This is a genomic window from Paenibacillus sp. BAC0078, from assembly GCF_054483875.1.
The window spans coordinates 545,882-571,931 of record NZ_JBTLRW010000002.1 but is presented as its reverse complement, the minus strand read 5'-3'; the positions used below and the strand labels follow the sequence as shown (position 1 = coordinate 571,931).

Below are 26,050 nucleotides of genomic sequence, written 5' to 3'. Positions count from 1 at the left end.
TGAAAAACATCAGTTAGTAGATTTCATACACAGGATGCGCTGAAGTTTTCCGATCCAAATGGGATCATGTCGTTTCACCTTGCTTGAATATAACAGGGATACGATACACTTGCTTATCTAAAGGTATGCCATCGATCTTGTTAAAGAGCAGTCTGATGGTCATGCGTGCCATCTCTTCCACCGGCTGCCTGATCGTTGATAGGATAGGATGAAAATAAGAATTATCCTGAATGCCGTCATAACCTACGACCTTCACATCTTCTGGAACACGAATGCCCTGCTTGCGTGCTCTGTCTATATAGTTGGCTGCCAGCATATCGGTAATAGCAAAAATGCCATCCACATCGTCATGCTTGTTAAGGAACTCATTAAAATAAGCATTGTCATCCACTATTGGATCCGGCTTCTCGTAGATCACATAATCGATACCCAAAGCTTCCGCTTCATGAATGAATCCTTGTCTCCGGTTCATGGTTTCGCTAAAAACAGAAGTGACACTTCCCATAAAAGCCGGCTTCCTGGCCCCCGCTTTCACAAGCTCCCTTAAAGCAAGACGTCCTCCCTCATAATTATCTGAGGTCACACAGGTAATCTTCTTGTTAAAATGTCTGTCGATGCTTACAATCGGAATGTCGTTGCTCACATTATTCTCGATATCGTTGTAGGTTATGCCAACAATACCAGCCACTTTGTTCTGCCGGAGCATTTCCAGATAATACAGCTCCTTTTCGGGTTTGCCGCCACTATTGCATAACATAAGCTTAAAGCCTTCCCGGTCCAATTCATCCTCAATGTAATAAGCCAATTCAGAAAAGAATGGATTCCAGATGCTTGGAAGCAGCAGAGCTACCATCTTGGATTTTTGCATCTTGAAATTACGGGCCACCTCATTAGGAAAATAATTCAGTTCTTTTATGGCTTCCTCTACTTTTTTGCGTGTCTTGGGTTTTACAGCACCAGAGTTGTTAATGACTCTGGACACGGTTCCTACAGCAACGCCGGCTAAGCCAGCTACATCTTTAATGCTTGTCATTTAACACCCCCGAACTCTCTACGAAAATTATAATAGCACCAATTTGGAAACGTTTCAATATCTTTTTTGGAAACGTTTCAAATAAAATATTAAAACAGCACATCTCCAAAAACTCTAGAGACGTGCTGTAGTGTTCTTGTATTACCACAACTTATACCCTGCTTCTATAAGGATTCTGTACCATTGTTCACGAGTCATTTCCTCTCCGCCAGTCGATCGGATGGCCCGTTCTATGCGTTCCTTTTTCCCGGTTCCCAGTACTATAGCGGGGTTTGACGAGTGTCTGAAAATCCATTTATACACGACTTCGTCGAGATGTTCCAGTTTAAGTTCCTGCCGGATGACCTCCAGAACGTTCTTCATGCTCTCCTCTTTCGGATTGCCCGGTTTAAAAATTCTCCCTCCTGCTAATGGCGACCAAATCATCGGAGAAATGCCTGCTTTGAGGCAATGCGTCATTGTGCCATTGAGATAATTTTCAATGCCAAGAGGATTTAGCATGAATTGGTTCGTGACAAATTGAATGTCGGAATACTTCTGCAGAGTCTCAAATTCAAGGGGATTATGGTTGGATAAGCCAAAATACTTGACTTTCCCCTCATTTCTAAGCTGTTGGAGTGTTTCATTAAGCTCGGACGGATCGATTAACAGGTCAAACATATGAATCAGTAGAATATCGACATAATCGCAGTGAAGCTTATCCAGTGATTCATTTACCTGTGCCAAAATATATTGTATATCCGTGTTGAAGAAGCGAGTTTTGATGCCTGGATACTTGGCATTCGGAACACAGATGTCGCACTTGGTAACGATTTGGATCTTCTCCCGTAGAGATGGTTGCATGCGCAGCGCCTCTCCAAACAGCTCCTCGTTTCTGTGATCACCTCCGTAAATATCTGCATGATCAAAGGTTGTAATCCCTCGTTCTATGCACCACTCTATGAACTGAACAATTTCCATAGTGCTTAATTTCCAGTCGTTCATCCTCATGCACCCGATAACTATCTTAGAGATTGAAAGCTGTTTGTTTAAATGGACTTTCATCTGGGTCACCCGCCTTCTAATCAGAATACCTGCCGTTGTCAGATTGTGAAAAGACGGGGGCACCGCCCCCGTCTGATACATCAAAAGAATGATTATTTCGATAATAAAATATAGCTGTCCCGCAATTGAACGTCGCCATCCGCAGCATAAAAGGATAGGCTTTGGCAAAATTCTGCCGGGAATACTAGGCTCGTTATCGCAGTCATGCCATCGTTCGCAAACACCTCAACTGAACAGGAATCCAGGAGTACACGCAGATTACGGAGAGTGCCGATCTTTTCGGAAATCTGCAGATTGATGAACAGGTCTGAAAATCCGGTTTCTCCCGACTGATCTCTGTGCAGCGAAAGTGCATCCTCGTCAGATGAATAGGCAATAACCGTCTTCTCTGCATCGGTATGGTTGATAATAAGTCCGAATTCCTTCGCTTCACATCGTTCTAGGCTAATATTCAGCTCGATAACCGAAGCATCAACCTTAACGTCATAACTGTTGCCCTGTTTGAGCAGTGGATCTGGCAAAGTCACCTTTTCGTTCAAGTATCGCACCAGCTCCCCGACAGGCTGCTGACGGATCCGGATCTTGCCTTCTTCTTCACGGAGCATGAGCGATCTGGGAATGGTCATCGCCCCCCGCCATCCCGGGGTTGGTGTCTCCCTGGCGTACCGCCAGTTGCTCATCCAGCCGAGATAGATTCTTCTTCCGTCTTCGTTTGGAATATCGGAGAAGCTGACCCCCGCATAGTTATCTCTGCCGTAATCCAGCCACCGGATATCATTGTGCTCTGGTGTAAAGACAGATCCATCAAAGGAACCGATGAAATACTGCGTCCGTGATCCGTGATTCAATTGGTCATTGTCGCCAATACTGACCAGGAGCACCCATCTCCGTTCCTCTGTCCCTTCTACCGGAAGTTCGAATAAATCAGGACATTCCCATACCGCTTCATGTGATCCCACTCCATCGCCGAACTCGCTCTCCAGCTCCCACTCTCTCAAATTTCCGGAAGAATAAATCGTGATCGTCTGGTCTGTAGCAAGGACCATAATCCACTTGCTGAAGCGTTCGGACCAGAATACCTTGGGATCACGGAAATCAGGCTTGGACGGATGCCCCAGCACCGGATTGCCTTCATATTTAATCCAGGTTCTTCCCTTATCATGGCTGTAAGCCAGGCTTTGGCTTTGAATAACCGGGGTAGTAGAGGTTCCATCCAAATGACTGGTGTAAATCGCTACAATCCCCGGCTTCTCCGGGAAAAAACCGGAGGTATTATTCCAGTCCACCACGGCACTCCCGGAGAAAGCCGTCCCGTTATGATCGGGATACAGTGCGATGCCCAGCTCTTCCCACTTGATCAAATCCTTGCTGACGGCATGCCCCCAGTGCATGGGGCCCCATAAGGCAGAGAAAGGATGATACTGATAAAATAAATGATACTCTCCTTCAAAATAGATTAATCCATTCGGGTCATTTATCCAGTTCTGTGCCGGAGAAAAGTGCAGTACGGGCCTATGCTTAGCTTTTTCTAAAATTTCCACTCCATTACCACCTTTTATATTTTTATATTACTCAGCCTTGGTCTTTCATATAGCTGTCGTAACCCTTTTGTTTGATTTCCAGCCATTTGTCCAGTCCCAGTCTGGACAGTTCCGCTTTATATTCCGCCCATTCTTCTTCTACTTTCCCCGTTTTGATCCATTCCGCACGTTTACGGTTAACATAAGCAAACAAATCGGTTTCCAGTGTGGAGATTTGTTTCTGATCCTCCAGTGAGAAGAAGACTTTCGGGTAATTATGCTCAGCCTTCATATAAGGAACGAGTCTTTCCTTCATGAGATTCAGACGGCCTACCGCATCATCTGGCTTGGTCGTAAATTTCCCGTAATACTCATCTAAGATAGCCAATGGACCGCCGATATTCGTTTTTTGCCGCAACTCTACAGGGGCCGTTCCCTTAAGCGGAAGATGCTTTAGCATATGCTTGGCTTCGTCGTACTCAAAAATGTTCTGCTGGGTTTCGTCACCATAGGTGCCCCAGTTGTCCTGTACGGATTGGATGGGATCATACAATTGGTCAATCCATTTCGCCGTAAGCTCCAGATTTTTGTTGTCGCTGGTAATAACCATTCGCCCCCGGTCAAAGCCGAGATTGTTCGTCCGGGTCACATTGACTTCACCGCTTGGTCCTGCGAGCGGGTTCATCAGCTCATATTTGTCGTTATCCCCTGAAATATTCGCCTTATCCCACTGGAAGTAGAGGCCATATCTTTCATTTTGGCCTTTGGCCAGGTACGTATTGTAATCCTGTTCGAAAGACTCCTCATCGATCAAATTAAGCTTATACAGCTCATTGAGGTATTTAATTCCTTCTTTATATCCGTCCTGATCGGCGGTGAAGACCACTTTGCCATCATTGGTTACTACAGTATGGTCGCCGTTGTCCCCAAGACCGAAAGATCCAAACAGAAAATTCAGATCCTCATTTCCGTTATTCAGCACAAATGACAATGGAATTTCATCTGCCTGGCCATTGCCATTAGGGTCGTCATTTTTAAAGGCAAGCAGAACTTTTTTCAAATCCTCGGTGGTTTTCGGCATTTTCAGCCCCAGCTTTTTCAGCCACTCTACATTAATCCAGGGCATGTCGTTTACAGAGTGAATGCTTTCCTTTCCGGCTCCCAATTCTTCAATCCAGGGAAAAGCATAAATATGCCCATCCTGTGCAGTCATCATGGATCTGTACTCAGGTGCTGCCTGCAATACCTTCTGCAGATTCGGCATATATTTGTCAATCAGTTCCTCTAGCGGGATAATGGTTCCATCCTGGCCCAGGTTCAGCAGATCATAGTCGGAATAACCGGCATCCATAATGGCATCGGGAAGATCACCGCTGGCCACAGCAAGGTTTCTTTTTTCCACCCAGGAATCTGAGGTATAGTTGGTAAAATCGATATGAACACCAGTCTTCTCTTCCAGTCTCTTGTAGATCAGCTTGTCATTCGGATTAGCCGGTGCGAGTGGCGAGCTTTGGGTCATAAAACGAAGAGTCACCTTTTCCTTAAGCGGCAGTGTCACATTTTCCAGCTTGTAATCTTCAGAGGCAGCAGAATTGCTGTTCCCGCCGCCGCAACCGGCAAGCAGTGATGCGGAGAGTGCCAATACGGACATGGTTTGCAATGTTTTTTTCATCTCTATATTCCCCCAACTTATTATTTGATCGAACCGACCATGGCGCCTTTTTCGAAATACTTCTGGAAGAAAGGATACATGACAATCAAAGGCAGGCTTGATATGACAATAGAAGAGTATTTAATCATTTCAGAGAGCTTCTTCAACTCTGCCTGCGCCAGCGCATCGGCTATCATCCCGGGCTGAACCTGATTCTGTATCAGAATAGAGCGCAGCACCAGTTGAAGCGGAAACAGCTTGGAATCCTCAAGATAGATCATTGCGTCGAAATAAGAGTTCCACTGCCCAACGAAAGCGTATAAGGCCAGAACAAAGATAATCGGCTTCGACAGCGGCAGAACAATTTTGAAGAAAATGCCAAGCTCGGAAGCACCGTCGATGCTCGCCGCCTGGAATAGTTCCTTGGGAAGTCCCTGGAAATAGGTTTTTGCCAAAATTATATTGAACACGCTGATCGAACCAGGCAATATAATCGCCCACACCGTATTCAGCATGCCTAAATCCTTAATAACCAGATAGGTCGGGATCAGTCCGCCCCCGAAAAACATCGTAATCAGGAAAAAGATCATTATGGGTCGTTTCCCTACCAGTCCTTCAAGAGACAGCGGATAGGCCGCAAAAACCGAGAAAAATACGGTCGCCAGCGCAAAAGCCGCCGAATAAAAAATAGCATTGAAAAAACCGCGGATCATTGCACTGTTGTTCAGAATTTTTACATAGCCCGTGACTGTCCAGTCGGAGGGAGCAAGCGCCAGCCCTTTGGTAATCAGAGTGTTGGGGGTCAAAAAGGACGCCAGCACCACATATACCAGGGGAAACAGAATTACGACAATAAACAAACCAAGCAGAATATAATTGATGACAAGTAAAATCCGGTCTTTCCCGGTATGATGAATATCCATAAATGCCTCCTTCTTTAATACAGCCCTTCCCCTTCGTTCAATCTCTTGACGACGGCATTCACAAAAACAAGCAGGACTACATTAATTACAGAATTAAATAGCCCGATTGCCGTTGAATACGCATAATCGCCGGATTGCAGCCCCACCTTATACACATAAGTGGCGATGATTTCTGAGGCTGGAGTGTTGAGGGCCGTTTGCATCAGGAACGCTTTTTCGTAGCCGATCGACATGATGCCCCCTGCAGCAAGTATGAACAGGACAGCCATTACAGGTTTGAGCGCCGGCAGATCAATATGACGAATTCGCTTCAGCAAGGAAGCACCATCCATTGTTGCCGCATCATGCAGCTGCGGATCTACATTGGATAGCGTAGCCACATAAATAATCGACGACCAGCCGGCGGTTTGCCATATTCCCGACAATATATACACTGTACGGAAGTAAGCGGGATCAGTCATAAAGGAGATCGGCTTACCGGTAAAGGTGGTAATCATGGCGTTCACCACACCAGTCGGAGACAAGAAAACAAACAGCATCCCTGCAACCACCACCACCGAGATAAAGTTAGGCGCATATAAGATGAGCTGGATATTCTTCTTGAGCTTCGCTCCTCTGACTAGATTAAGCATCAAAGCCAGAATGATTGGTACCGGGAAACCCAGTATAAGGCCGTAAGCGCTTAATTTAAGCGTATTCATTAGAATGTCATAAAAATTTGGCGATGAGAGAAAACGCTGAAAATGTTCAAATCCAACCCAATCGCTGCCCATAATACCTTTTCTGGGACTGAAATTTTTAAAGGAAATAATAGCGCCGTACATCGGCACGTACTTAAAAATCACGGTAAGGATTATGGCTGGTGCCAAAAATAAATACAATGTGTAATTTCGAGCCATGTAATGCAGCCAAGATTTTCGTTTGTTGGTTTCTGCAGCCTTGACTCCCCTTTGTTGCACGATCGAGTTTGCCAATCTTTTTCCTCCTTACTGTTCACGGCTTATCATCCTGTCAGTAATTAACCGTGTATGTCCTCACGTTGACATATTTCCGCAAAAGCTTACGGATAGTATCCCCACCTCCAACACAATAATCAGTTTACATTTCGCAAAATTTGAATAGGTTTTCATTTTACATTTGAACACCATTTGCCATTACAATTTATCAGATGACAATTGTATAAGTCAATACATCAAGGACAAAAAAATTCAAATCGAATACATTCATTAAGATAAAGTGTAACATTTTACACAAAAAACCTTCTAAAATGCACATAAATAAAATACAAATGCACTATAATATTGTTCATTTGCAAAAAGTCGATTGTTAAAAACAAAAAAGTGTTATATATTTATAGATATGAATAATCTTAATTCGGGAAACAAGGTGGGGCATTATGACGAGAAAGCCAAAGATTACAATTCAGGACATTGCGGATGCCTTGGGGATATCCAGGAATACCGCATCCAAAGCATTGAACGGAGTAGAGAGTATTCCTGCTGCTACTAGGGACAAGGTGATAAAAAAAGCGGCGGAACTTAAATACAAACAATTTTCGTATATGGAAACAGTCAGCAGCTCCTCTGAAAAGCAAGGCAATATTGCACTTCTGACATGTAATCTGCCCAACGGGTCTCACTTTGGTTCCCTGCTGATTAGCGGGCTGGAGAAGAAAATCAGTACCGAGGGCTACACTTTATCCATCTTTTTTGTCCGTGAAAATGATATCAAAAACATGTCCCTACCTGGTAATTTCGAACCTTCGAATGTTAGTGGTATCATCTGTATCGAAATGTTCAATAAGTCTTATAGCAAGCTGATCACGGATCTTGACATTCCGACTATTTTTATTGACTGCGCTGTGGATATGGTCTATCCGGAATTGAAGTCCGATCTGGTTCTGATGGAAAATGAACACAGCACATACTTAGTAACCCGGAAACTGATAGATCACGGATACGCCAGTTTCGGTTTTGTAGGCGATTACAATCACTGCAAAAGCTTCAATGAACGCTGGATCGGGTTTAACAGGGCACTAGTAGAAGCTGGAATTCCCATGAATCCAGCCCATAATATTGTAGCGCCAGACCAGAACTTCAACATGGAGGAGAACTGGATGGAGCATCAGTTGGATGCCTTGGAAGAGCGGCCCTCCGTCTTTATCTGTGCCAATGATTTCATTGCCATCAGCATGATGAAATCTCTAAAGAACAAAGGGATTAATGTGCCGGAGGATGTTGCTGTCTGCGGATTTGATGATGCTTCAGAATCGCGGGTCGTCGAACCCCACCTTACAACTGTGCATATTTACAGCAGTCAAATGGGGATTATTTCAGCGGAAATGCTATTGTCCAGAATCAAAGACAACACCAAGCCATACCAGGTGACTCATGTTGCAACGGATATTATATTCCGTGACTCCACGCCTGTTCTAAAATAAATCTGTTCAAAGGTGGAACAAAATGAAAAATGAACGAACTGTTCTGTGCGTGGGCGAACTGCTCATTGATTTTTTCTGTACAGATATTGATGTCAATCTTGTCAAGGGCCAGCATTTCTCAAAACAGGCTGGTGGTGCTCCAGCCAATGTGAGTGCAGCCGTCACCAAGCTTGGAGGAAAAGCGGCATTTCTGGGCAAAGTCGGAGCTGATCCTTTTGGTTTGTACCTGAAGCAAATTCTGGAGGAGCAGCTTGTGGATACGACTATGCTCCTGTTGGACCCGACAACGCCGACCACCCTGGCCTTTGTCTCCCTTGCCGCAAGTGGTGAACGCGACTTCGTATTCAACCGCGGAGCTGACCAGCAACTGAGCCTGCAGGATATAGATAGAGACTGGATCTCAATGGCTTCCATTCTGCATTTTGGTTCGGCAACGGCTTTGCTCGCCGATCCTTTCCGCGAAGCGTATTTGACTTTATTAGATGAAGCAAAGGCTTCAGGGCAATTCACCTCTTTTGATCCCAACTACCGGGGGGATCTTTGGAAAGACCGGCTGGAGGAATTTATAGAGCTGTCCAGAAAAGGAATACACAATGCGGATTTTGTAAAAGTAAGCGAAGAGGAATTAAGTCTCATTACAGGGCAGCCTGACCGCAATGCTTCACTGGATCTATTGCATAATTTGGGTGCCAAAACGGTCGCAGTTACCCTGGGAAAAGAAGGAACCCTCATTTCAAGCAGAGGCTATCGTTCGCTAATTGGCAGCATTGCTATCAAATCAATCGACTCTACCGGTGCCGGAGATGCCTTCGTCGGAGCAATGTTATACCAGATCAGCCAATTGAGTGAACCTAAATCATTTAGCTCCAACACGCAGCAGCTTGAAGAATTCGTCACCCTTGCCAATCGGGTCGGAGCCATCGTCTGCACTAAAGTCGGAGCGATTGCTGCCTTGCCGACACTACAGGAAGTTAGAGCTTTTGCAGATCGGTCCTAATTAGTTTATCACTCAAATATAAACGGAGAATAACTGCAGGCTCCTGCGAGCTTTTCTTCAAAAAACTTGCCATCACTTATGGTACGGTTCCCCTCATCTATCTCCTAGAGAGGACGCCCATGCTGGGCGTACTGAAACAGCACATCTCCAAAAACTCTAGAGATGTGCTGTTTATAATTTGCGGACCACCTCTTCTACGATATCGGATCAGAAGGTTTGGTAGAACCGCTTCGCACTATCCTTTTCGGGTATCGGTAATCGTAAGGTTACAGGCAGCATCTCGGGGAAAGACTTGTGGGGCTCGCGCTGATACCAGTAGGCCACTGAAGAATAATCATTGGACTGGGAGTTCCCATGACCATGCTCAATACTGAAGCGCAGAGACTCCCGGAAGATGATCGGATCTGCTATATGGAAACGGTACTGTGTGATTTTGCCGGAGTAGTCATTGAACAGGATAGTATTGCTCTCTCTCCAGGCATCACCGTTCCCGCGGATCGGCGCATACAGGGATACCCCGTGATACGGGCTGTCATATTTACCGGATGGGTAGCCCCAGGCCGCACAGAAATAATCCTCCGTACCTGTGCCGTGCAGGCGGGGCGGCCACGGTTCGCCGTCGATGAAGAACATATCATCCCCTTCTCCCGGCCAGCTGAAGCCCGGCATCGGATTCAAATGATCAATACTGAGATTACAGCCGACGTAGTGCCCTTCACCCACGGCATCCATAAGCACATAGTTATCGTCACCCGTCAGGTTCTTAAGCTCATATACTTTCTGGTCGGCATAATTGGCCTTGTCCTGCCCGTCATGCTCCAGCTTCAAGGCCGCCAAGTCGACCGTCCCGTGTGTAGGATTCTCCCGGCGCCAGGAAGCATGAAAGTAGAAGCTGTCCTCCGGAATCGGCTTCTCCACATAATCGACATAGAAATAGAGGACCATTTCATCTTCACATTCATTAATAATCTCTATCCGCGCGCTGCTGCGGAACGGCATTTCAAAAAAACAGTTCATCGCCGCTTTGTCTTCAATCACCCCCTGGGTCGTAATCATATTCAGCGGCATGGAAACATAGTGGCTGGCTACCCCGTGACCAACCCCGAAGAAATCGCCTACTGGCGATTCCACACTGGGCTCCTCCTCTCCATCCCAGAACATGCGGATCAGCACTTTGCGGAACGCATATTTATTCTTAGCCGCTATCGTCATCCATATATGCTGGATGATACCCGAGCCTTCAATTTCAGCGATGGCTGCCGTTTGGCCGGCTCCGATAACGATGAAATCCCGGTTGCCCCCAGTCTGATCCCAGCTGGACAGTCTGCGGGACAGCCCTTCCTTGCGCAAATATAATGATTTCAACACAGATCCTCACTCCTTAGGTATTCATGCTTTGATGCCTGTAAGTGTAATGCCCTCGATAAAGTACCTCTGCCCGATAAAAAAGACGACTATCGCCGGAGCCAGCACCACCGTAGCCGCAGCCATCATCAGATGCCATTCCGCGGCGTACATGCCTTTAAATTGCTGCAAACCAAGCGCTAGCGTATATTTAGACTCGCTGTTCAGATAGACTAGCGGTCCCAGAAAGTCATTCCAGGAAGCCAAAAAGGTGAACAGGCCTACAACGACCAACGCGGGCCGCGTCAGGGGAATGATAATGGAGATAAAAATACGCCAATGGCTTGCACCGTCCACGTAAGCCGCCTCGTCGAGATCGCGGGGAATACTCAGATAGAACTGGCGTAATAGGAAGATATTGAACGCGCCTCCACCGAACCAGGCCGGTGCAATCAGCGGTATGAAGGAATTGGTTAATCCCAGCTTGCTCCAGCCGACAAAGGTCGGAATCAGCGTAACCGCATAGGGAAGCATCATGCTGGACAAGAGCAGGCCGAAGACAAGGTTCCGGCCTCTCCAGGACATGCGGGCAAAGCTGTACGCGCTGATGGAGCAGGTCACAAGAACACCTAGCATCGTAAAAATCACAATAACTGTTGTATTGATAAAGTAACGGCCAAATGGCAGAATGGTCAGCGCTTCACTGAAATTGCCAAACCGGAAGGGATCGGGTATCCATATGGGCGGCAGCTCAAAAATTTGCCCCATATCCATCAGGGAGCTGCGGATGAGCCAGATCAGCGGCAGCAGACTGAAGAGGCCTCCGGCCACAAGCACCAAATATACCAATCCCTTCTCAACCCATGCCCTTGTCCTCATCTGGCTTCATCCCCCTCGTAATACACCCATTTTCTTGATGTCTTGAAGACCATATAGGTCAACAGCATAATGATGATGAACAGCACCCAGGCAATGGCGCTCGCGCTTCCCATCCGTGAGAACTGAAAGGCCTCCCGGTACAGGTAGAAGACATAGAACAAGCTGGCATTGTTGGGTCCGCCGCTAGTCATGACATAGGCTTGGGAAAACACCTGAAACCCGTTAATGATACCCATAATCAAGTTGAAAAAGATCGTCGGCGTCATCATGGGAATCGTAATATTCCGCAGCTTATGAAGCTTCGAGCCCCCATCTATTTCAATCGCCTCATACAGTGAGCGGGGAATATCCTGCAGGCCGGCCAGGAAGATAATCATCGTCCCTCCCGTTGTCCACAGGTTCATCAGCGCCAGCGAGGGAACGACGGATTTCTCTCCAAAGATCCATTGGCTGCCGGGGAGCCCGATGGCGCGGAGCAGCTCGTTGGCAAGCCCCAAATCGGGATTCAGGAGCCACAGCCAAATGAACGAAATCGCAATAATCGGCACAATGGACGGCAGATAGAAGACAGTCCGGAAAATGGCTTTCCCCTTAATGTTCCGGTTCAGAAGAATGGCCAGGAGAAAGGAATAAATAATGCCGGTTGGCACACTAAGCACCACAAAGTACAGAGTAACCCCAAGAGATTTGTAAAAATACTGGTCTTCTCCGCTGAACATTCTGGTGTAATTGTCCAGACCAATAAAGGTTGGCGAATTGGACCCAGAGTAGTCGGTAAAGCTCATATACAGGCTGTAGATCATGGGACCCAGCGTAAAAATCAGCAGCCCAAGAATAGCCGGGAGGGCAAACAGAATGCCGTACAGCTCATTCCTGTAGGAGCTGCGCTTCGTCTTCGGACGGCTTATGCTCAGGGAAGGGACGGGTTCCATACACATGCTTCCTCTCTTCGGGCTTTGCCGGCAGCGGCTCTGCCCGCGAATCCGGCAGAGCCGCCTTCCGGCAAAGCCCGTTATTTCAAATACGTTCCCTTGACCAGCGGCTTCACTTTGGCTTCTACTTCTTTCATTGCCTCTGCGGCGGTCTTAGTGCCGAGCCATACCTGGTCCAGCCCCGCCGTTACCGCAGCGTCAATCTCCACAAAGTTTCTGACATTATTCTCTGCCGAAGGCTCAGCATGTTCGTAAGTGGAACGCATAACGGCATCCTGGAACCCGGCCGGGCGGCCCGGAAGCTTCTCGTTGGCCCAACTGTCGATCAGCTTCGGATCTTCATACCATTGCTTCAGCTGCGGCATCCAGAGCCCCTGATGAAGCTCCAGCACATTCTGCGGATCCGTCAGGAATTTAGAGAATTCCCAGGCTTCCTTCGGATGCTTGGAGCTCTTGAAGATAATCAGGGAACCTCCGAGGAAGAAGGTTTTGTAGTCCTTCAGAACCGGCAGCACACCGACTCCCCAGTTGATATTGGCTTTGCTCAGATCCAGATGGTTCCAGCTTCCATCGATAACCATAGCAACCTTTCTGGACTGGAGCGCAGTTGCCGGTGCCGGAATGCTGCTGGCTTGAACCGGTGAAGGAGCAACATGGTATACATTGATCAGATCAGCGATCTTCTGGATGGCTTCAGTAGCTTCAGGCTTGGAAAGCCCGAACTCCTTGCCGTCCTTTGTCAAATAATCCCCGCCGTTGGACAGTACCAGCGGCATGTAGGAGAGCCAGCTTAGGCTGAACTTCACACCATATTGCTTGATGTTCTTGGGATCAAATCCCGGATCATCGGGATGCTTGCCGCTCCGGTCAAGCGTGAGCTTCTTGGCTGTTTCCACGAATTCATCCCATTGCCAGGCTTCTTCCGCTTTGGTCGGCGGTAACTCTACCCCCGCTTCCTTGAACAGATCCGCATTGTACATCAGGGAAGGAACGACGGAGGCCTGATAAGGCCCGGCACTTTTATCCGTATCCCAATTCCACCAGGCGTACTGGAGATAATCCTCCTTTTTGATGCTGGGATCATCTTTCATCAAATCGAAGAAATTATAGATCAGGCCTTCTTCACCCATCTTCAGCTTCCATGCAGCAGAGTAGCTCAGGTCCGGTGCTTCATTCCCGGCAATCATTGCATTCAGCTTCTGTAAAAAATCTGTGCCCGGAATATGGATGGAATCAATCGTGACATTAGGGTTCTTCGCTTCAAAAGCCTTAATAGCATCCTCCACCGCCTGCTTCTCCTGCGGGCTGCCCCAGAACGTGAATTTAAGTGTAACCTTTTCCCCTGCGGCCGAGCCGGTTTCTCCAGCAGCGGGACTGTTTCCCTTCTGGTTAATTCCTTTGCTTGTATCCGTCGTCGTATCCCCATTGTTCCCGCCCGTCCCGCAAGCGGTTACAATTAACGCAATTATCATTAGGAAGAGTAACATCAGCTTGGTTCTGCCGGTATGCTTGCTCATTTGTTGATCCCCCTTGATTCGAATGTAAGCGCTGCAGCCGCCTAATTCCAGTGTAAATGGGACCGCTGCAAATGCCTATTGTACGATCTTTCGTTTTCTGTACGATTTTACGGTCAAATATAAAAAGATAACCCCGCAAGCCATTGGCCGGGGGTGCAGCACTTTTGGATGCGGCCCTTCACTCTGATCCGGGATACGGTATAACCAGTTCCACCCGGGTTCCGAATTCAGAGACAGACTCAATCGCTATGCCGTGTTTACTGCCATACAGCAGCTTTATCCGTTTATCCACATTTTTGAGACCGATGTTGCCACTGTCTTCCTTCAACAGCTGTTCCAGACGCTCCGGCTCGATTCCGCTGCCGTTGTCCTCTACACAGAACCGGATATCATCCCCCTGCCGCTGTCCGTAAATGGTGATCAACCCGCCGTTCTCCATATTTCGAAAACCATGAATAATGGCGTTCTCCACCAGCGGCTGCAGGAACAGCTTGGGCACGCTCACTTCCAGCAGATCAGCTTCTATATCGAAATCCACGCGGAATTTGTGCTCGAAGCGGTTGGCCATAATCACTATATAATCCTGAAGCCAGGCAATATCCTCTCTCAGAAGCATCAGGTCTCTCCGGTTGTCTGTAGTGTAATGCAGCATCCGGGACAAGCTGATCAGCATACTGCTGACCTTCTCCTTCTCTCCATATACAGCCATCCAGTTAATAATATTCAGTGTGTTATATAGAAAATGGGGATTAAGCTGAATATTCAGCGCGAGAATTTCCGTCTCCCGCTCCCGCAGCTTGACCACATAATTCTCATTGATCAGTTCCCTGACCCGCTCATTCATGCTGTTGAACTTCATCAGCACATGCCCCAGCTCATCCCTGCCCTCTACCTTGATCTGCGCATTGAAATCCCCGCCGCCTACCCGCTTGATGGCCAGCAGCAGCTTGCTTACCGGAGAAGAAATACGCGCCGATATCAGATAGGCGAACAGAAGCGAAAGGGCAAGCAGCGGTGTGCCCAGCGCCATAATAAAAAACAAGATGGTATCTGCAATATCATGAGTCAATGCACCTGGAGGAATCAGCACAACAGATAGCCAGTTGTTCACCGGAGACAGGGCAAAGCAAGCGATCATCCGCCTCCCGCCGACAGTCACATAAGCCGTTCCGCTGCCCTTGCTGCGCAGCTCTTTCAGCCAGGCTGCGGATTCCACGGTCCCCAGGCGCGTTTTATCCTGATGGGAGATCATCGTGCCGTCCTCACTGGCCACCAGGAATACCGATCCCTGAATCGGAATGCTATCCCTGAATATATTGGCATACACGTCATCCTTGAAATTCATCACCAGAACCGGTTTCTCAGACCCTTTGCTTGCCCGGACAATGACGTCATTCCGGACACAGGAGGGGTTGATCTGCCGGACAGCCGAGAAAATATAACGGTAATCGATGTCAGTTCCCGCAAGCTCAGGCAGCGCATGCATCCGGGTATAATCATACGTGGGCACCCAGGCAATCCGGCCTTTCCCCTCGGCCGCGCGCCGGTACAACTCCGAGTTGTAGAAATGATCCGGCGGATAAGTGTTCTTGATCTTGCTTCCATACACGAACGCATGCGTGACCAGTTCAGCGGAGTACAGATCGGCAGATTGCGAAAAGTACCGCCCGAGAATCTTTGTCACTTTTTTATTGGTCTCCAGCAGCTGCTGCCCCCCTGCCGGTCCGCGCCCGTCAAAAATCTGATACAGCTCGCATTCCACCATCAGCGAGAGGCTGTCATCCTGAATAATTTTCAGGCGTTCATTGATGATCTGGTTGTTCTTCAGCACAATCTCACTGACGTTGTCACGGGCCAGCTTCAGCATAATCTCCTTGCTCGCATAATAATAACCAAAGCCGAGGATCGTGAGCGGGAGCGTAATCAGTACAATATAGGACAGGACCAGCTTATTTTTCAGCCTCATGGTTCCACCTACAGTACATCTTTCTTCCGGAATTCCTCCGGTGACAGTCCGGTTTCCCGCTTGAATACTCTGGTAAAATATCCGGCATCCCGAAATCCAACACTTAAGGCAATGGCCGAGATTTTCCGGTCCCCCTCCTGCAGCAGTTCCTTGGCTTTGTCCATACGCAGGCGCAGCAAATATTCGGTGAAGGTCATGGAGGTATGCTGTTTAAAAAAGCTGCTGAAATAAGCGGGGCTGAAAAAAAATTGCCGGGCGACATACTCCAGCGACAGGTCCTCCATATAATGGGCCTCCAGAAATGCCTTGCACAGGCTGATTGTCCGCCCGTTTTTGTTCTCCTTGCGCTCCTCGATGCTGTCCATAATCCGGTGCAGATAAAAAACTGCCCGCTTCTCGACTTCGTCCAGACTTTCACAGGAGGGAATCTGAAATTCCATCTCTGAAATGAAGTTGCTCACTTCCTCCTGGCGGAGAAACAGTTCGCTTCCTTTAACTTCATTAACCAGAGCGTACAAGATACAGTCTTTGAGATGGGTCGGGGACGGGCAGTCTCCTTCAAGCAGTCTTTCAATCAGCGCCTTTAGAGCCTGGGCCACTGTATCCCTGTCCAGACGCGCCAAGGCTTCAGTCATGCCTGTATCAGCAGGAACCATCTTCAGACTTGGTTTATCCGGATTGTAAGCGATTTCATCAAAGAGGACAAGCTGGCCTTCCCCCGTGTAAAAGGTGTACTCCAGCGCTTTCTGCGCCTGCTCGAAAGACTTCGGAGTCTCACTGTACAGATCTGCCACCCAGTTCCCTGCACCCAGAGTCAAGGTCAGGCCAAATTCGTCCCGGACCTGGCGGATGAATTGCCGGAACTGCTCCATATCCCGCTTCATCAGCCATTCCAGAGAATGGACCGAGGTCACGATGGACCCGATTATCGGGTCTGCACCTTCGAGGTTGAAGGAAAGCGAAGGACCCACTGTCAGATAGATTTCCTTCATCCAGTTTTTCACGCTGGTCTTGAGCTCCTCGAAATCCTCAAGCGTATAGAGCTCTGCGACCTCCCTCTTCTGAAACTTGGCCAGCATAACGAAACCTCCGCTGACGGCGGGAAAAAGGTTGCGGATTTCCTGAAGCTCCTCCTCGCTTGAAGCTGAACGCATCCACCGGCTGAGCAAATGCTGCTCATAGACCGGAGCCGCCGAGCTAAGCCGCTGACGGAGAACCGCGCCATCCTGAAGACTCAGCCGTTCTTTCTCCAGCGCCGTATCGAGCTTGTCCAGGATCCCGGAAAGCTCCTGGAATGCCAGCGGCTTCAGCAGATAATCGAAGGCTCCGAGCTGTAAGGCCTGTCTTGCATATTCAAAATTTCCGTAGACGCTGAGAATCACGATTTTGACCAGCTCTCTGCGGCTCTCCATTTGTTCAATCAAGGTCAACCCATCCATATTGGGCATTCGGATATCTGTGAGAATAATATCGATCCGGTTATCTTCGATGATGCGCAGCGCTTCCAAACCATCCTTCACCATGAAAATCCGGTATTCCGGCCTGAGCTGCTTAATCATGTCCGCAATGCCCCGGCGGTGGCGCGGTTCATCATCGGCGACGAGCACGTTGTACATCGCTTTCTCTCCTCTCTCAGAACAACCAAATTGTAAGTAAGATAGTAAGGCAGCCTGCTGCGCCTGTCAATCTTCAGGTTTTTCCTATATTTAGAAAAAGACTGCCGAAAACCTCTCGACAGCCTCTCCTCTCCCTAATCCTCATGCACTTCTTTCTTGTATCCTTGCTCAGCTGGTATGCCTTGCCATCAGTTCAATGGGGAACATCCGGTCAACAGGCTGGGCAGGCTCCCCCTTCGTTTCAACAGATTGAATCATTAGCTCCGAGGCATTCAGTGCCAGCTCGTTGATCGGATGCCGGATCGTTGATAGACTGAGCAGCTCCGATACGGTCGGCATGTCATCCACACCGAGTACTGCTAGGTTCTCCGGTACGGATAGGTTCAGATCCTTGCAGGCCTTCAGCACCCCAATAGCAGAGATATCGTTCAGGCAGAACAACGCCTGCGGCAGTTGGCCATTTTTGTGCAGCTGCATCACCGTTTCATATCCGAAGCTTTCTGTCATATCTCCGGTAATGACCGTTGTGAGATTGCCCTTCTCCTGCATAGACTGGGAGGCACCGTTCAACCGGTCGTCGAATCCGGGAACCTGGCCATGCGGATAGGTCAGAATAATAATTTTCTGATACCCCCGGGACATTAAATGGTCCACTCCCGTCTGGCCGCACTGATAATCGTTCACCCGGACGATATGCGCCCCGTAGGATAAATTATGCCGTCCGATGGTGATGACCGGAACGTTGAGATCCATGAGCCTTGGCATGAACTTCTCCGTCTCCAGGGTCGCTTTTACAATAATTCCATCCACCATCTGGATATTCATGAAGATCTCATCAAAGTCCAGGAGGATCAGCTTGTAGCCCATAGTCTTCAGCTGCTGCTTCAGCACCTTGGCAAAGTGCAGGAAATATAAATCTTCGAAATATCCATCATAAGTGCTGTTTGACAGAACGAGGCCGATGGTATACATTTTGCCGGTAATCAGGCTTTTGGCAACAGGGTTTGCCTGGTACCCGAGCTTCGTAATCGAGTCGCTTATTTTCTCCCGGGTCTCCGGTCTCATCCGGTGAAAATTGCCATTCATGAAATGAGAGACCGTTGCCGGCGACACGCCTGCATCTTTGGCGACCTGTACTAAGGTAACTCTTTGTTTTGCCATTTGCTGCACCTCTGCGAATTTACTTGGACCCTGTACCCCCGCGCTTACCGCGGACGTCTGTCCATCACTGCCGGAAATTCCGGAAACGCCTGATGCGGCTCAGTCTGATACCAGTAGCTGATCGAGCTGATATCGTCGCTGCGTTCAAATAAGGCTTGGCCGTCATGTCCTATTTGCTGTACAGTCACCTTCAGGTCCTCTTCGAACAGAATCGGATCAAGGATATGCCAGCGGTAGAAGCCCCGCATCGGGCAAGCCGCACCGTCATAAATATGGGACCGGGTATTGTCCCTCGTTGCAAAATAAGGGAAACCCATAAATGGGGTTGAGTACGTCTGCTCCTGCACCGGGTTTCCGTTGTCATATTTCACAAAACCCCAGGCACCGCCGAAATAATCCTCTGTCCCGGTACCGCAAATCGTCGGCCAATCCCGGTCGCCGTCAATATAGAATTTCACTTCTCCTTCACCATACCAATAACGGGATAGAGAAGTCCAGGACATATAGGTGCCGATATATTTGCCTCTTCCTTTAATTCCATCAATCAGAGTATAATCCTGCCTCAGGACAGTGGGATTTTCTCTGCGGTACTGGGCATGAAAATACTCGGTATCCTCATCCAATTCATCAACCAGTGTATAGTCAAATTGATAGAAAAACGCCTCAATGCTCTGCGGATGCTCATTCGTAATGGTTACTCTGGCAGCTTGGCGGAAAGGCATAGCGAAGTAGCTGTTCATGCCGCCGACCGGATTAACGACTACCGGCAGTGAATTGACAACCGCCCGCGCTCCAAAGCCGTTGCAGAAGAAATCGCCCAGCGGCACTTCAACGGATGGTTGTTCTTCATTATCCCAGTACATGCGCAGCACCAGATCACGGAGGACGAACCAGCCCGATTCAGTCTTATCAGTAACGGTCATCCAGATATGCTGAATGATTCCCGGTCCTTCAATATCAACAAGCGTTGCGGTTTCTCCCTGCGCGAGCGGGATGAACGCCTTGCCTTTGCGGGCAACACCCAGTGGGCCTTCCGCCTGGCCGCCTTGCCCCTTAAGACCTCGCGGATTCTCCGCTGTAATCGCTCTGCTCTTGCCTTTCATTCTGCCAAACAGCTGATTCATTGATTGCATGGTTTATCTTCTCCTTATCCTTTGACTGCACCGTCCGACACACCGGCCATCACATATTTATTTAGGAACAAGTACGTAACAATAATGGGAATAATGCTGATGCTGATTGCTGCAAAGGTCTGGCCCCAATCTGTAGCCCCAAAGGCACCGATAAATTCCTGCAGCCCGACGGCAATCGTCTTGTACGCTTTATCATTTGTGAACGTATTGGAGAACACGAAATCATTCCAGATAAAGATGAAGTTAATCGATGCCACCGTAATGGTTGTATTGATAGTAAGCGGCGAAATAATCCGGAAGAATACCTGATAGATGTTGCAGCCGTCGATCACCGCAGCCTCAATAAGCTCACCCGGCACATACCGGTAGAAGCTGGTGAAGATCAGAATGGACAAGGGCAGCGCAAAACCAACCTGCGGCAGGATCAGTGCCGGATACGAATTTAGAAGTCCGTAATCTTTGTACATAATGAAGAGCGGAATCAGTGTAACCTGAATCGGAATCATAATGCCGATCGTAAAAAACAGCAACAGCTTCGAATTCAGCCGGTTGATCATTTTGACCAGGGCAAAGCCTGCAGTCGCGCTTAGGAAGATGATCAATGCCAGGCAGGCAAAGGTCACAATGGCCGTATTCTTGATATACACCAGCAGGCTGCTCTCCCGGAATACACTGGCATAATTCTCAAACGACCAGGACGAAGGCATTGCAAACGGCTGTGTAGTCAGCTCAATGCTCGATTTGAAGCTGGACAGCATCAGCCAGACTACGGGGTAGATTTGAATCAGCAGAATCGCAATGACCAGGATATATAAAAGAGAAGAGGAGAGCTTTTTCTTCGCCAGCATGTCAGGCATCCCCTTTCCTTGAATTAAAAATAGCCCGGATGATCAGTACCGCGAGCAGACTTTCGATAACGATGAAGACGGCAATCGCACTTCCGTATCCATACTGGATGGTGGAGAACGCTTGCTTATACATGTAGGTAGTAACCAGTTCTGTGGCCGACCCCGGCACACCGATAATGTAAGGAATATCGAAGCCCCGCAGAGCCCCTGTGGTACACATAATCAAAGACAGGCTCAGCACATGCATGATGCTCGGAAGCTTAATATAACGAATCAGCTGCCAGCCGCTTACACCGTCAATCGTAGCCGCTTCTTCGATTTCTTTGGGGATCGCAATCAGCGCCGCATAAAAGATAACCATATACATCCCGATAAACCGCCACCCCTCAGGGATGGATACGGCGATTAATGCTGTATGTGGATTGGAGAGCCAGGCGGTCTGAAGATGGCTGAGCCCCACCCAGTCCAGGAACATATTCAGCAGACCGAGCGGCTGAAGGGAGTAGAAATTACGGAACATTTGCGCAATAGCTACGGTTACAACAACCGCCGGCAGATAATATAGCGTTCTGAGGATTCCTGCGCCTTTGGTGACATAGGAAAGCATCAGGGCAAAAAATAAGCCGATGAACACCTGCATAAATACCACAATCACTACATAGACCAGATTGTTTTGTACAGAATTCCAGAAATACGAATCTTTGAACATCGCGATATAATTATCAAAGCCGATGTAGCGCGGCTCCTGAATGCCATTCCATTGCTGAAACCCGTACTTCAGGGACTGGATAATAGGGACAAAGACCGTTCCCAGATAAAATATCAAAGCCGGCAAAATGAAAATCAGCCACGCTTTTTTGTCTTTAAGCACATTCATATAGAGTCACCCCGCTTCTGTAATCACACTATTGGTTGAAGATCTCCACCCGGCCCTTAAGGACCGGACGGAGGTTTATCAGGCCCGGATTTTATTTGCTGGCTGTGTTTTTGGCAATGGCCTCATCAATCTGTTTGGCAAAATCCTCTGGAGTCATAAAGCCCATGGTCAGTTTGGTTATCAAGTCGCTCATCACCGAGTTGGTGTTCGGATCAAGCAGTGTATCCCAAGGCTTAGCGAACTCTGAGCCATAGTTGTCCATATCCTTTTTGATCCGCAGGAACAGCGCAGAGAATTTGGACTCGTCAGCAATGGTGAACTTAAGCGGAGACATTTGTTGTTTGGCCACATAGACGTCGCTGTAATTTTTCAGCACATAGCTGAGGAACTCCTTAGGCAGTCCATCGAACGTTTTCGCTGAAGCTCCGAGTCCGATCCCGCTGTTGCCGAAGAATTCATTATCCGGTGTAACCGCATTGCTTGTTGTCGGCAGATAGAAATAATCTACATTGCCCTTGAGTCCTTCCGGCAGGCTGTCTTCCACGAAGGACGGTATTTCCCAAGTCCCCATGTTGTACATGGCAGCCTGTCCGTTCAAGAACAGATTCTTGGCTGTCGTATAATCGGTTGTAGCGAATCCATCCTGAAAGTATTTTCCGATTTGCGAAGCGAAGTTAGCCGCCTGCATGCCTGCCGCATCGGACATTTTGGCTTTGCCCTGGCTCAAATCCCGGATGAACTGATTGCCTGTGGTCCGGAACGGGTACATTGCCGCATAACGCAATACCGGCCACACATCAACGCCGTCTACTGCGATAGGCGTAATCCCCTTGTCTTTGAGCGCTTTGCTTACTGCGAGCAGATCATCAAGGGTTTTAGGTACCGTAAGGTTGTTGTCGGCAAAGATTTTTTTGTTATACCAGGTCATTTCCATGTGGTATTCCATCGGCAGGAGATACAGGCTTCCATCCGGCAGCTCCTGATATTTCAGCGCAGGCTCATAAAACTTATCGTACAGCCCCTCATCCTTTAGGAATTTCTTCATGTCCACCAGCAAGCCCGCATTTACAAGCTCCTGGGCAAAAGGGTCGGCATCACTGTCAATGAAATCCGGCATCTGCCCCGAGGCAACCAGCGTTCTCAGCTTGGTCAGATAAGAGGGTCTGTCCGCCGTCACCTGAAGGTCCAGCTTAAAGCCGGGATGATCGGCGGCGAACCTGTCAGCAAGCTCCTTAACCGTCTGGATAATGGCCCCGTTCTCCGGTCTGGCCGAGAGCCAGGTCACGGTTTGCTCCTTAGGCGCATTCGAGGCACCGGCCTGGTCCGGGCTATTGTTGCCTGCGGAGCTGCCGCAGCCCGCCAGAGCGGCCCCGGCCAAGGAGAAAGCTGCAAGCCCAGTGAACACCTTTGACATTTTCTTTGTCATTTTAAACCCCTCCAATATATTTATCTTATAAGTGCCGTGAAACCATCCTGTGATCAAAGCTCTGCAGCCGTTTTTAGGGTAATGTCCTGAACGCTTACAGCACCCTCATTGGCAAAAAATCCAAAATGGCCGTCTTTGAAGTTATAGATCCGTGTAGTCATTGCAACTTCATTATTGACATAGAGGCATAGGATATCTTCCTCCAATATCAGCTGGAAATGGATCCGGCTGTGGCTTCCAAAATCAAACGGACGCTCCAGCTCAATCATTTGCGGCTTGTCCCCGGCAATTTGCCATTGAAAGAATCCCGGTTCCCTTCTTGGCCACATATCAAAGGTTATCCGGTTGTGAAAAGGATCAAATTTGATGAAATAACCATTATCCAGCGCCTTGTCTGTGCGAACTGCGATGCCAAAGTCCTTCACATGCTTCCAATCCGCAAAGGATGCTTCAAGCATGACCTGAGCAGGCAATGGGTTAAGCACACTATAAGCCAGTCCATCCGGAGAAGAGAGCTGCAGCCTGTTCTCCTGCTGAATGCAATTTTTCTCCGATTTCAGCAAAATTTGTTCTTCCCTATTAAAATGTCCATAGATGGAAGACGGCATTCTCACCAGCAGCTCTCCCTGCTCGTTCTGGTGCAGCTCATGGACAACCAGAGTGCCTGCCCACTCCCAATCCCCGTAATCATTCGAGCCCTTCTTCGATGGAACCCAGCCGAAAGCGTACCGTTTCCCTCCGTCCGAGGCTGTTTTGGCTGCATAAAATCCTCTGCCGTCAAAAGTGTCCAACGCCGGTGAGGTGTACAGGCCATCGATCGTTTTGCTCTTTTTATAATGGGTGACGAACTTCTCACTGAAGGTGGAGTAGACCAGGTAGTGCCATTCCCCCATCTTGAAATAATCAGGACATTCCATCGTGATGTACTTGTCCGGGCTGTAGAAGGGTTCACGGTATTTCCAGTTCAGCAGGTCATCCGAAGTCAGAAGTGCTATGCACCCGCCTCTTTTCTCGGAGGAGTTCATTTCTCTCGAAGTGACCAGCATCCAGTATTCCTGCTTCTCTTCGTTGAAGAACACAAAGGGATCACGCCAATCATATTGCTCGTAAATCACTTCATCCCCGTAAAGCTTGAAGCTGCTATCCTTCGTCCAATGAATCCCGTCAGTACCAGTCGCCCGCAGCACAACCTGTAAGGGCTTACCCTCCTTGCAAAACGCAGGGTTCGGGTTATGTCCCGTGTAGAAAAGATGGTACACGCCTTCCTTGTCCTTGATGACAGAGCCGGTGTACGCATTCCGGTCTAGAGCGCTTTCATCTCCGTTCGGAAGAACCTCTCCATAATCCTCAAAGTCAAGCCCATTTCTGGTGGCCAGCAAATTCCATGAGGTATGGTTGCCGTAATCCCCCCCCACTCTCTCATCGTGAAGATAGTAGAGCTTGTACTCCCCATTGTCATAAAACGGAATCACATCACCAACCCAGCCATTCGCAGGTCTGTAGAATACTTTTCTCATCAGCATCATCTCCATTAGTAAAACGTTTTACAAACATATAGTAACATAATTTTTATTCTTGTCAACGGTTACATTTATTTGTATAGTGAGATTATAGGTATATAACATACTGAGTAAAATTAAATTAAGTAAAACGTTTACCAATAAATAAAATGGGAAGGGCTACCCTTTCCTGCCAGGAGGAGAACATAAAATGATCATTGGGGCGATTGAAGCAGGCGGTACCAAATTCATCTGCGGAGTAGGTAATGAGGAAGGAGAAATTCTGGACCGGATCAGCTTTCCGACAGAGACTCCGGAGGAGACCATGCAGCAGGCAATTGCTTATTTCAAAGATACAGGGGTTGTTGAGGCTATTGGGATCGGATCGTTCGGGCCGGTGAATTTGAATCTTTCCAGCCCCTTGTACGGGCATGTGACCACTACGCCCAAGCCAGGCTGGGGAGGATTCGACTTCGTCGGGGTTATGAAACGGCATTTCCCTGTGCCGATCGGGTTCGATACGGATGTGAATGCTGCTGCCTTTGGTGAAGTCAGATGGGGCGCGGCTCAAGGATTGGACAGCTGCGTCTATTTTACAATCGGGACAGGTGTCGGAGTGGGCGTGTATGCAGAGGGCAGACTGATCCACGGGCTTGTTCATCCCGAAGGCGGCCATGTGCTGACCCGGCGGCATGCAGAGGATAATTTCGAAGGCCTATGTCCATACCATGGCGACTGTCTGGAAGGCTTGGCAGCAGGACCGGCCATCGAGAAACGCTGGGGCGTCAAAGGCTCTTCGCTGCCGGCGGGCCATCCGGCCTGGGAAATGGAGGCCTATTATTTGGGCCAAGCCATCGCCGGCGTGATCCTTCTGTTGTCTCCGAAGCGTGTGATTCTGGGCGGAGGCGTAATGCATCAGGAGCACCTGTTTCCTCTAATCCGCAGCGAAGTCCGCAAGGCCCTGAACGGGTATGTTGCAGCGCCTGAAATCATGGAGGCAATGGATACTTATATTGTCCCTCCTGGCCTGGGGGATAATGCGGGCTTATGCGGTGCTCTGGCGCTGGGGATAAAGGCTCTGCAGGACTGAAGAACCCTCTATGAGGAGGAATTTTCTACACAGAAAATCCAGTGGTTGATCTGTGAAAGAACGAATGGATAGCCCTTGTCTCAGCAGCTCATGGAACCAAGATAACTAACCTTGCTTGGAATCTCCTCAGGATTAACTCTCATAAATTGTCTTC

At 48.5% G+C, this 26,050-nt stretch carries 21 protein-coding genes; 3 read left to right on the top strand and 18 right to left on the bottom strand.

Annotated features, from left to right (window positions below):
- Positions 1-64 precede the first annotated feature (64 nt).
- The 6 genes from ACX1DY_RS06045 to ACX1DY_RS06020 form a co-directional block, all read right to left on the bottom strand.
- On the bottom strand, positions 65-1,033 hold the full coding sequence (locus ACX1DY_RS06045) for a LacI family DNA-binding transcriptional regulator (protein WP_458963276.1): 969 nt from the start codon (positions 1,031-1,033) through the stop codon (positions 65-67).
- 141 nt (positions 1,034-1,174) lie between these two features.
- Positions 1,175-2,077: an aldo/keto reductase gene (locus ACX1DY_RS06040; protein WP_458963275.1), complete on the bottom strand. Its 903-nt coding sequence runs from the start codon at positions 2,075-2,077 to the stop codon at positions 1,175-1,177.
- A 92-nt stretch (positions 2,078-2,169) separates the two neighbouring features.
- Positions 2,170-3,618 (bottom strand): glycoside hydrolase family 32 protein, encoded by a 1,449-nt coding sequence (locus ACX1DY_RS06035; RefSeq protein ID WP_458963274.1) that lies wholly within the window; start codon positions 3,616-3,618, stop codon positions 2,170-2,172.
- A gap of 31 nt (positions 3,619-3,649) precedes the next feature.
- On the bottom strand, positions 3,650-5,269 hold the full coding sequence (locus tag ACX1DY_RS06030) for an ABC transporter substrate-binding protein (protein ID WP_458963273.1): 1,620 nt from the start codon (positions 5,267-5,269) through the stop codon (positions 3,650-3,652).
- Between the two features lie 20 nt (positions 5,270-5,289).
- Positions 5,290-6,171 carry a carbohydrate ABC transporter permease gene (locus ACX1DY_RS06025; protein ID WP_458963272.1) on the bottom strand — a complete coding sequence of 294 codons (882 nt, stop codon included), beginning with the start codon at positions 6,169-6,171 and terminating at the stop codon, positions 5,290-5,292.
- Between the two features lie 14 nt (positions 6,172-6,185).
- The gene (locus tag ACX1DY_RS06020; protein WP_458963271.1) at positions 6,186-7,145 is read right to left on the bottom strand and encodes an ABC transporter permease; all 960 of its coding nucleotides are present in this window, start codon (positions 7,143-7,145) and stop codon (positions 6,186-6,188) included.
- Between the two features lie 422 nt (positions 7,146-7,567).
- On the opposite strand from ACX1DY_RS06020, the gene ACX1DY_RS06015 reads away from it, so the two are divergent.
- Complete coding sequence (locus tag ACX1DY_RS06015; protein ID WP_458963270.1) at positions 7,568-8,611, top strand: LacI family DNA-binding transcriptional regulator; 1,044 nt, start codon at positions 7,568-7,570, stop codon at positions 8,609-8,611.
- Positions 8,612-8,633: 22 nt separating this feature from the next.
- Entirely contained in the window at positions 8,634-9,608 is a 975-nt protein-coding gene (locus tag ACX1DY_RS06010) for a carbohydrate kinase family protein (RefSeq protein ID WP_458963269.1), read from the top strand.
- Positions 9,609-9,815: 207 nt separating this feature from the next.
- On the opposite strand, the gene ACX1DY_RS06005 is transcribed toward ACX1DY_RS06010, so the two are convergent.
- The 12 genes from ACX1DY_RS06005 to ACX1DY_RS05950 form a co-directional block, all read right to left on the bottom strand.
- Positions 9,816-10,976 carry a glycoside hydrolase family 172 protein gene (locus tag ACX1DY_RS06005; protein WP_458963268.1) on the bottom strand — a complete coding sequence of 387 codons (1,161 nt, stop codon included), beginning with the start codon at positions 10,974-10,976 and terminating at the stop codon, positions 9,816-9,818.
- A 21-nt stretch (positions 10,977-10,997) separates the two neighbouring features.
- A complete protein-coding gene (locus ACX1DY_RS06000; protein WP_458963267.1) occupies positions 10,998-11,831 on the bottom strand; it encodes a carbohydrate ABC transporter permease in 834 nt (277 codons plus the stop codon).
- On the bottom strand, positions 11,828-12,634 hold the full coding sequence (locus ACX1DY_RS05995; protein WP_458963433.1) for a carbohydrate ABC transporter permease: 807 nt from the start codon (positions 12,632-12,634) through the stop codon (positions 11,828-11,830). The genes ACX1DY_RS06000 and ACX1DY_RS05995 overlap by 4 nt, the downstream gene beginning before the upstream one ends.
- Positions 12,635-12,843: 209 nt before the next feature.
- On the bottom strand, positions 12,844-14,280 hold the full coding sequence (locus ACX1DY_RS05990; RefSeq protein ID WP_458963266.1) for an ABC transporter substrate-binding protein: 1,437 nt from the start codon (positions 14,278-14,280) through the stop codon (positions 12,844-12,846).
- A gap of 178 nt (positions 14,281-14,458) precedes the next feature.
- Positions 14,459-16,246, bottom strand: coding sequence for a cache domain-containing sensor histidine kinase (locus ACX1DY_RS05985; protein WP_458963265.1), 1,788 nt, complete (start codon positions 16,244-16,246; stop codon positions 14,459-14,461).
- Between the two features lie 8 nt (positions 16,247-16,254).
- Complete coding sequence (locus tag ACX1DY_RS05980; RefSeq protein WP_458963264.1) at positions 16,255-17,862, bottom strand: response regulator; 1,608 nt, start codon at positions 17,860-17,862, stop codon at positions 16,255-16,257.
- A gap of 168 nt (positions 17,863-18,030) precedes the next feature.
- Positions 18,031-19,023 (bottom strand): LacI family DNA-binding transcriptional regulator, encoded by a 993-nt coding sequence (locus ACX1DY_RS05975; protein WP_458963263.1) that lies wholly within the window; start codon positions 19,021-19,023, stop codon positions 18,031-18,033.
- Positions 19,024-19,067: 44 nt separating this feature from the next.
- Positions 19,068-20,156: a glycoside hydrolase family 172 protein gene (locus tag ACX1DY_RS05970; RefSeq protein ID WP_458963262.1), complete on the bottom strand. Its 1,089-nt coding sequence runs from the start codon at positions 20,154-20,156 to the stop codon at positions 19,068-19,070.
- Between the two features lie 14 nt (positions 20,157-20,170).
- Positions 20,171-21,004, bottom strand: a complete 834-nt coding sequence (locus ACX1DY_RS05965) for a carbohydrate ABC transporter permease (RefSeq protein WP_458963261.1) — start codon at positions 21,002-21,004, stop codon at positions 20,171-20,173.
- Position 21,005: 1 nt separating this feature from the next.
- Positions 21,006-21,881 (bottom strand): carbohydrate ABC transporter permease, encoded by an 876-nt coding sequence (locus ACX1DY_RS05960; RefSeq protein WP_458963260.1) that lies wholly within the window; start codon positions 21,879-21,881, stop codon positions 21,006-21,008.
- Between the two features lie 91 nt (positions 21,882-21,972).
- On the bottom strand, positions 21,973-23,307 hold the full coding sequence (locus ACX1DY_RS05955) for an ABC transporter substrate-binding protein (RefSeq protein ID WP_458963259.1): 1,335 nt from the start codon (positions 23,305-23,307) through the stop codon (positions 21,973-21,975).
- A 53-nt stretch (positions 23,308-23,360) separates the two neighbouring features.
- On the bottom strand, positions 23,361-24,824 hold the full coding sequence (locus ACX1DY_RS05950) for a GH32 C-terminal domain-containing protein (protein WP_458963258.1): 1,464 nt from the start codon (positions 24,822-24,824) through the stop codon (positions 23,361-23,363).
- A gap of 193 nt (positions 24,825-25,017) precedes the next feature.
- On the opposite strand from ACX1DY_RS05950, the gene ACX1DY_RS05945 reads away from it, so the two are divergent.
- On the top strand, positions 25,018-25,896 hold the full coding sequence (locus tag ACX1DY_RS05945) for an ROK family protein (RefSeq protein ID WP_458963257.1): 879 nt from the start codon (positions 25,018-25,020) through the stop codon (positions 25,894-25,896).
- Positions 25,897-26,050: the final 154 nt, after the last annotated feature.

What these genes read in the sequence shown, in the direction of transcription:
- ACX1DY_RS06030 (WP_458963273.1), bottom strand. Translation starts at nt 5,269, where the DNA reads ATGAAAAAAACATTGCAAACCATGTCCGTATTGGCACTCTCCGCATCA.
- ACX1DY_RS06010 (WP_458963269.1), top strand. Translation starts at nt 8,634, where the DNA reads ATGAAAAATGAACGAACTGTTCTGTGCGTGGGCGAACTGCTCATTGAT.
- ACX1DY_RS05950 (WP_458963258.1), bottom strand. Translation starts at nt 24,824, where the DNA reads ATGAGAAAAGTATTCTACAGACCTGCGAATGGCTGGGTTGGTGATGTG.
- ACX1DY_RS05970 (WP_458963262.1), bottom strand. Translation starts at nt 20,156, where the DNA reads ATGCAATCAATGAATCAGCTGTTTGGCAGAATGAAAGGCAAGAGCAGA.
- ACX1DY_RS05975 (WP_458963263.1), bottom strand. Translation starts at nt 19,023, where the DNA reads ATGGCAAAACAAAGAGTTACCTTAGTACAGGTCGCCAAAGATGCAGGC.
- ACX1DY_RS05995 (WP_458963433.1), bottom strand. Translation starts at nt 12,634, where the DNA reads ATGATCTACAGCCTGTATATGAGCTTTACCGACTACTCTGGGTCCAAT.
- ACX1DY_RS05980 (WP_458963264.1), bottom strand. Translation starts at nt 17,862, where the DNA reads ATGTACAACGTGCTCGTCGCCGATGATGAACCGCGCCACCGCCGGGGC.
- ACX1DY_RS05945 (WP_458963257.1), top strand. Translation starts at nt 25,018, where the DNA reads ATGATCATTGGGGCGATTGAAGCAGGCGGTACCAAATTCATCTGCGGA.
- ACX1DY_RS06040 (WP_458963275.1), bottom strand. Translation starts at nt 2,077, where the DNA reads ATGAAAGTCCATTTAAACAAACAGCTTTCAATCTCTAAGATAGTTATC.
- ACX1DY_RS05990 (WP_458963266.1), bottom strand. Translation starts at nt 14,280, where the DNA reads ATGAGCAAGCATACCGGCAGAACCAAGCTGATGTTACTCTTCCTAATG.
- ACX1DY_RS05985 (WP_458963265.1), bottom strand. Translation starts at nt 16,246, where the DNA reads ATGAGGCTGAAAAATAAGCTGGTCCTGTCCTATATTGTACTGATTACG.
- ACX1DY_RS05965 (WP_458963261.1), bottom strand. Translation starts at nt 21,004, where the DNA reads ATGCTGGCGAAGAAAAAGCTCTCCTCTTCTCTTTTATATATCCTGGTC.
- ACX1DY_RS06015 (WP_458963270.1), top strand. Translation starts at nt 7,568, where the DNA reads ATGACGAGAAAGCCAAAGATTACAATTCAGGACATTGCGGATGCCTTG.
- ACX1DY_RS05955 (WP_458963259.1), bottom strand. Translation starts at nt 23,307, where the DNA reads ATGACAAAGAAAATGTCAAAGGTGTTCACTGGGCTTGCAGCTTTCTCC.
- ACX1DY_RS05960 (WP_458963260.1), bottom strand. Translation starts at nt 21,881, where the DNA reads ATGAATGTGCTTAAAGACAAAAAAGCGTGGCTGATTTTCATTTTGCCG.
- ACX1DY_RS06045 (WP_458963276.1), bottom strand. Translation starts at nt 1,033, where the DNA reads ATGACAAGCATTAAAGATGTAGCTGGCTTAGCCGGCGTTGCTGTAGGA.
- ACX1DY_RS06000 (WP_458963267.1), bottom strand. Translation starts at nt 11,831, where the DNA reads ATGAGGACAAGGGCATGGGTTGAGAAGGGATTGGTATATTTGGTGCTT.
- ACX1DY_RS06025 (WP_458963272.1), bottom strand. Translation starts at nt 6,171, where the DNA reads ATGGATATTCATCATACCGGGAAAGACCGGATTTTACTTGTCATCAAT.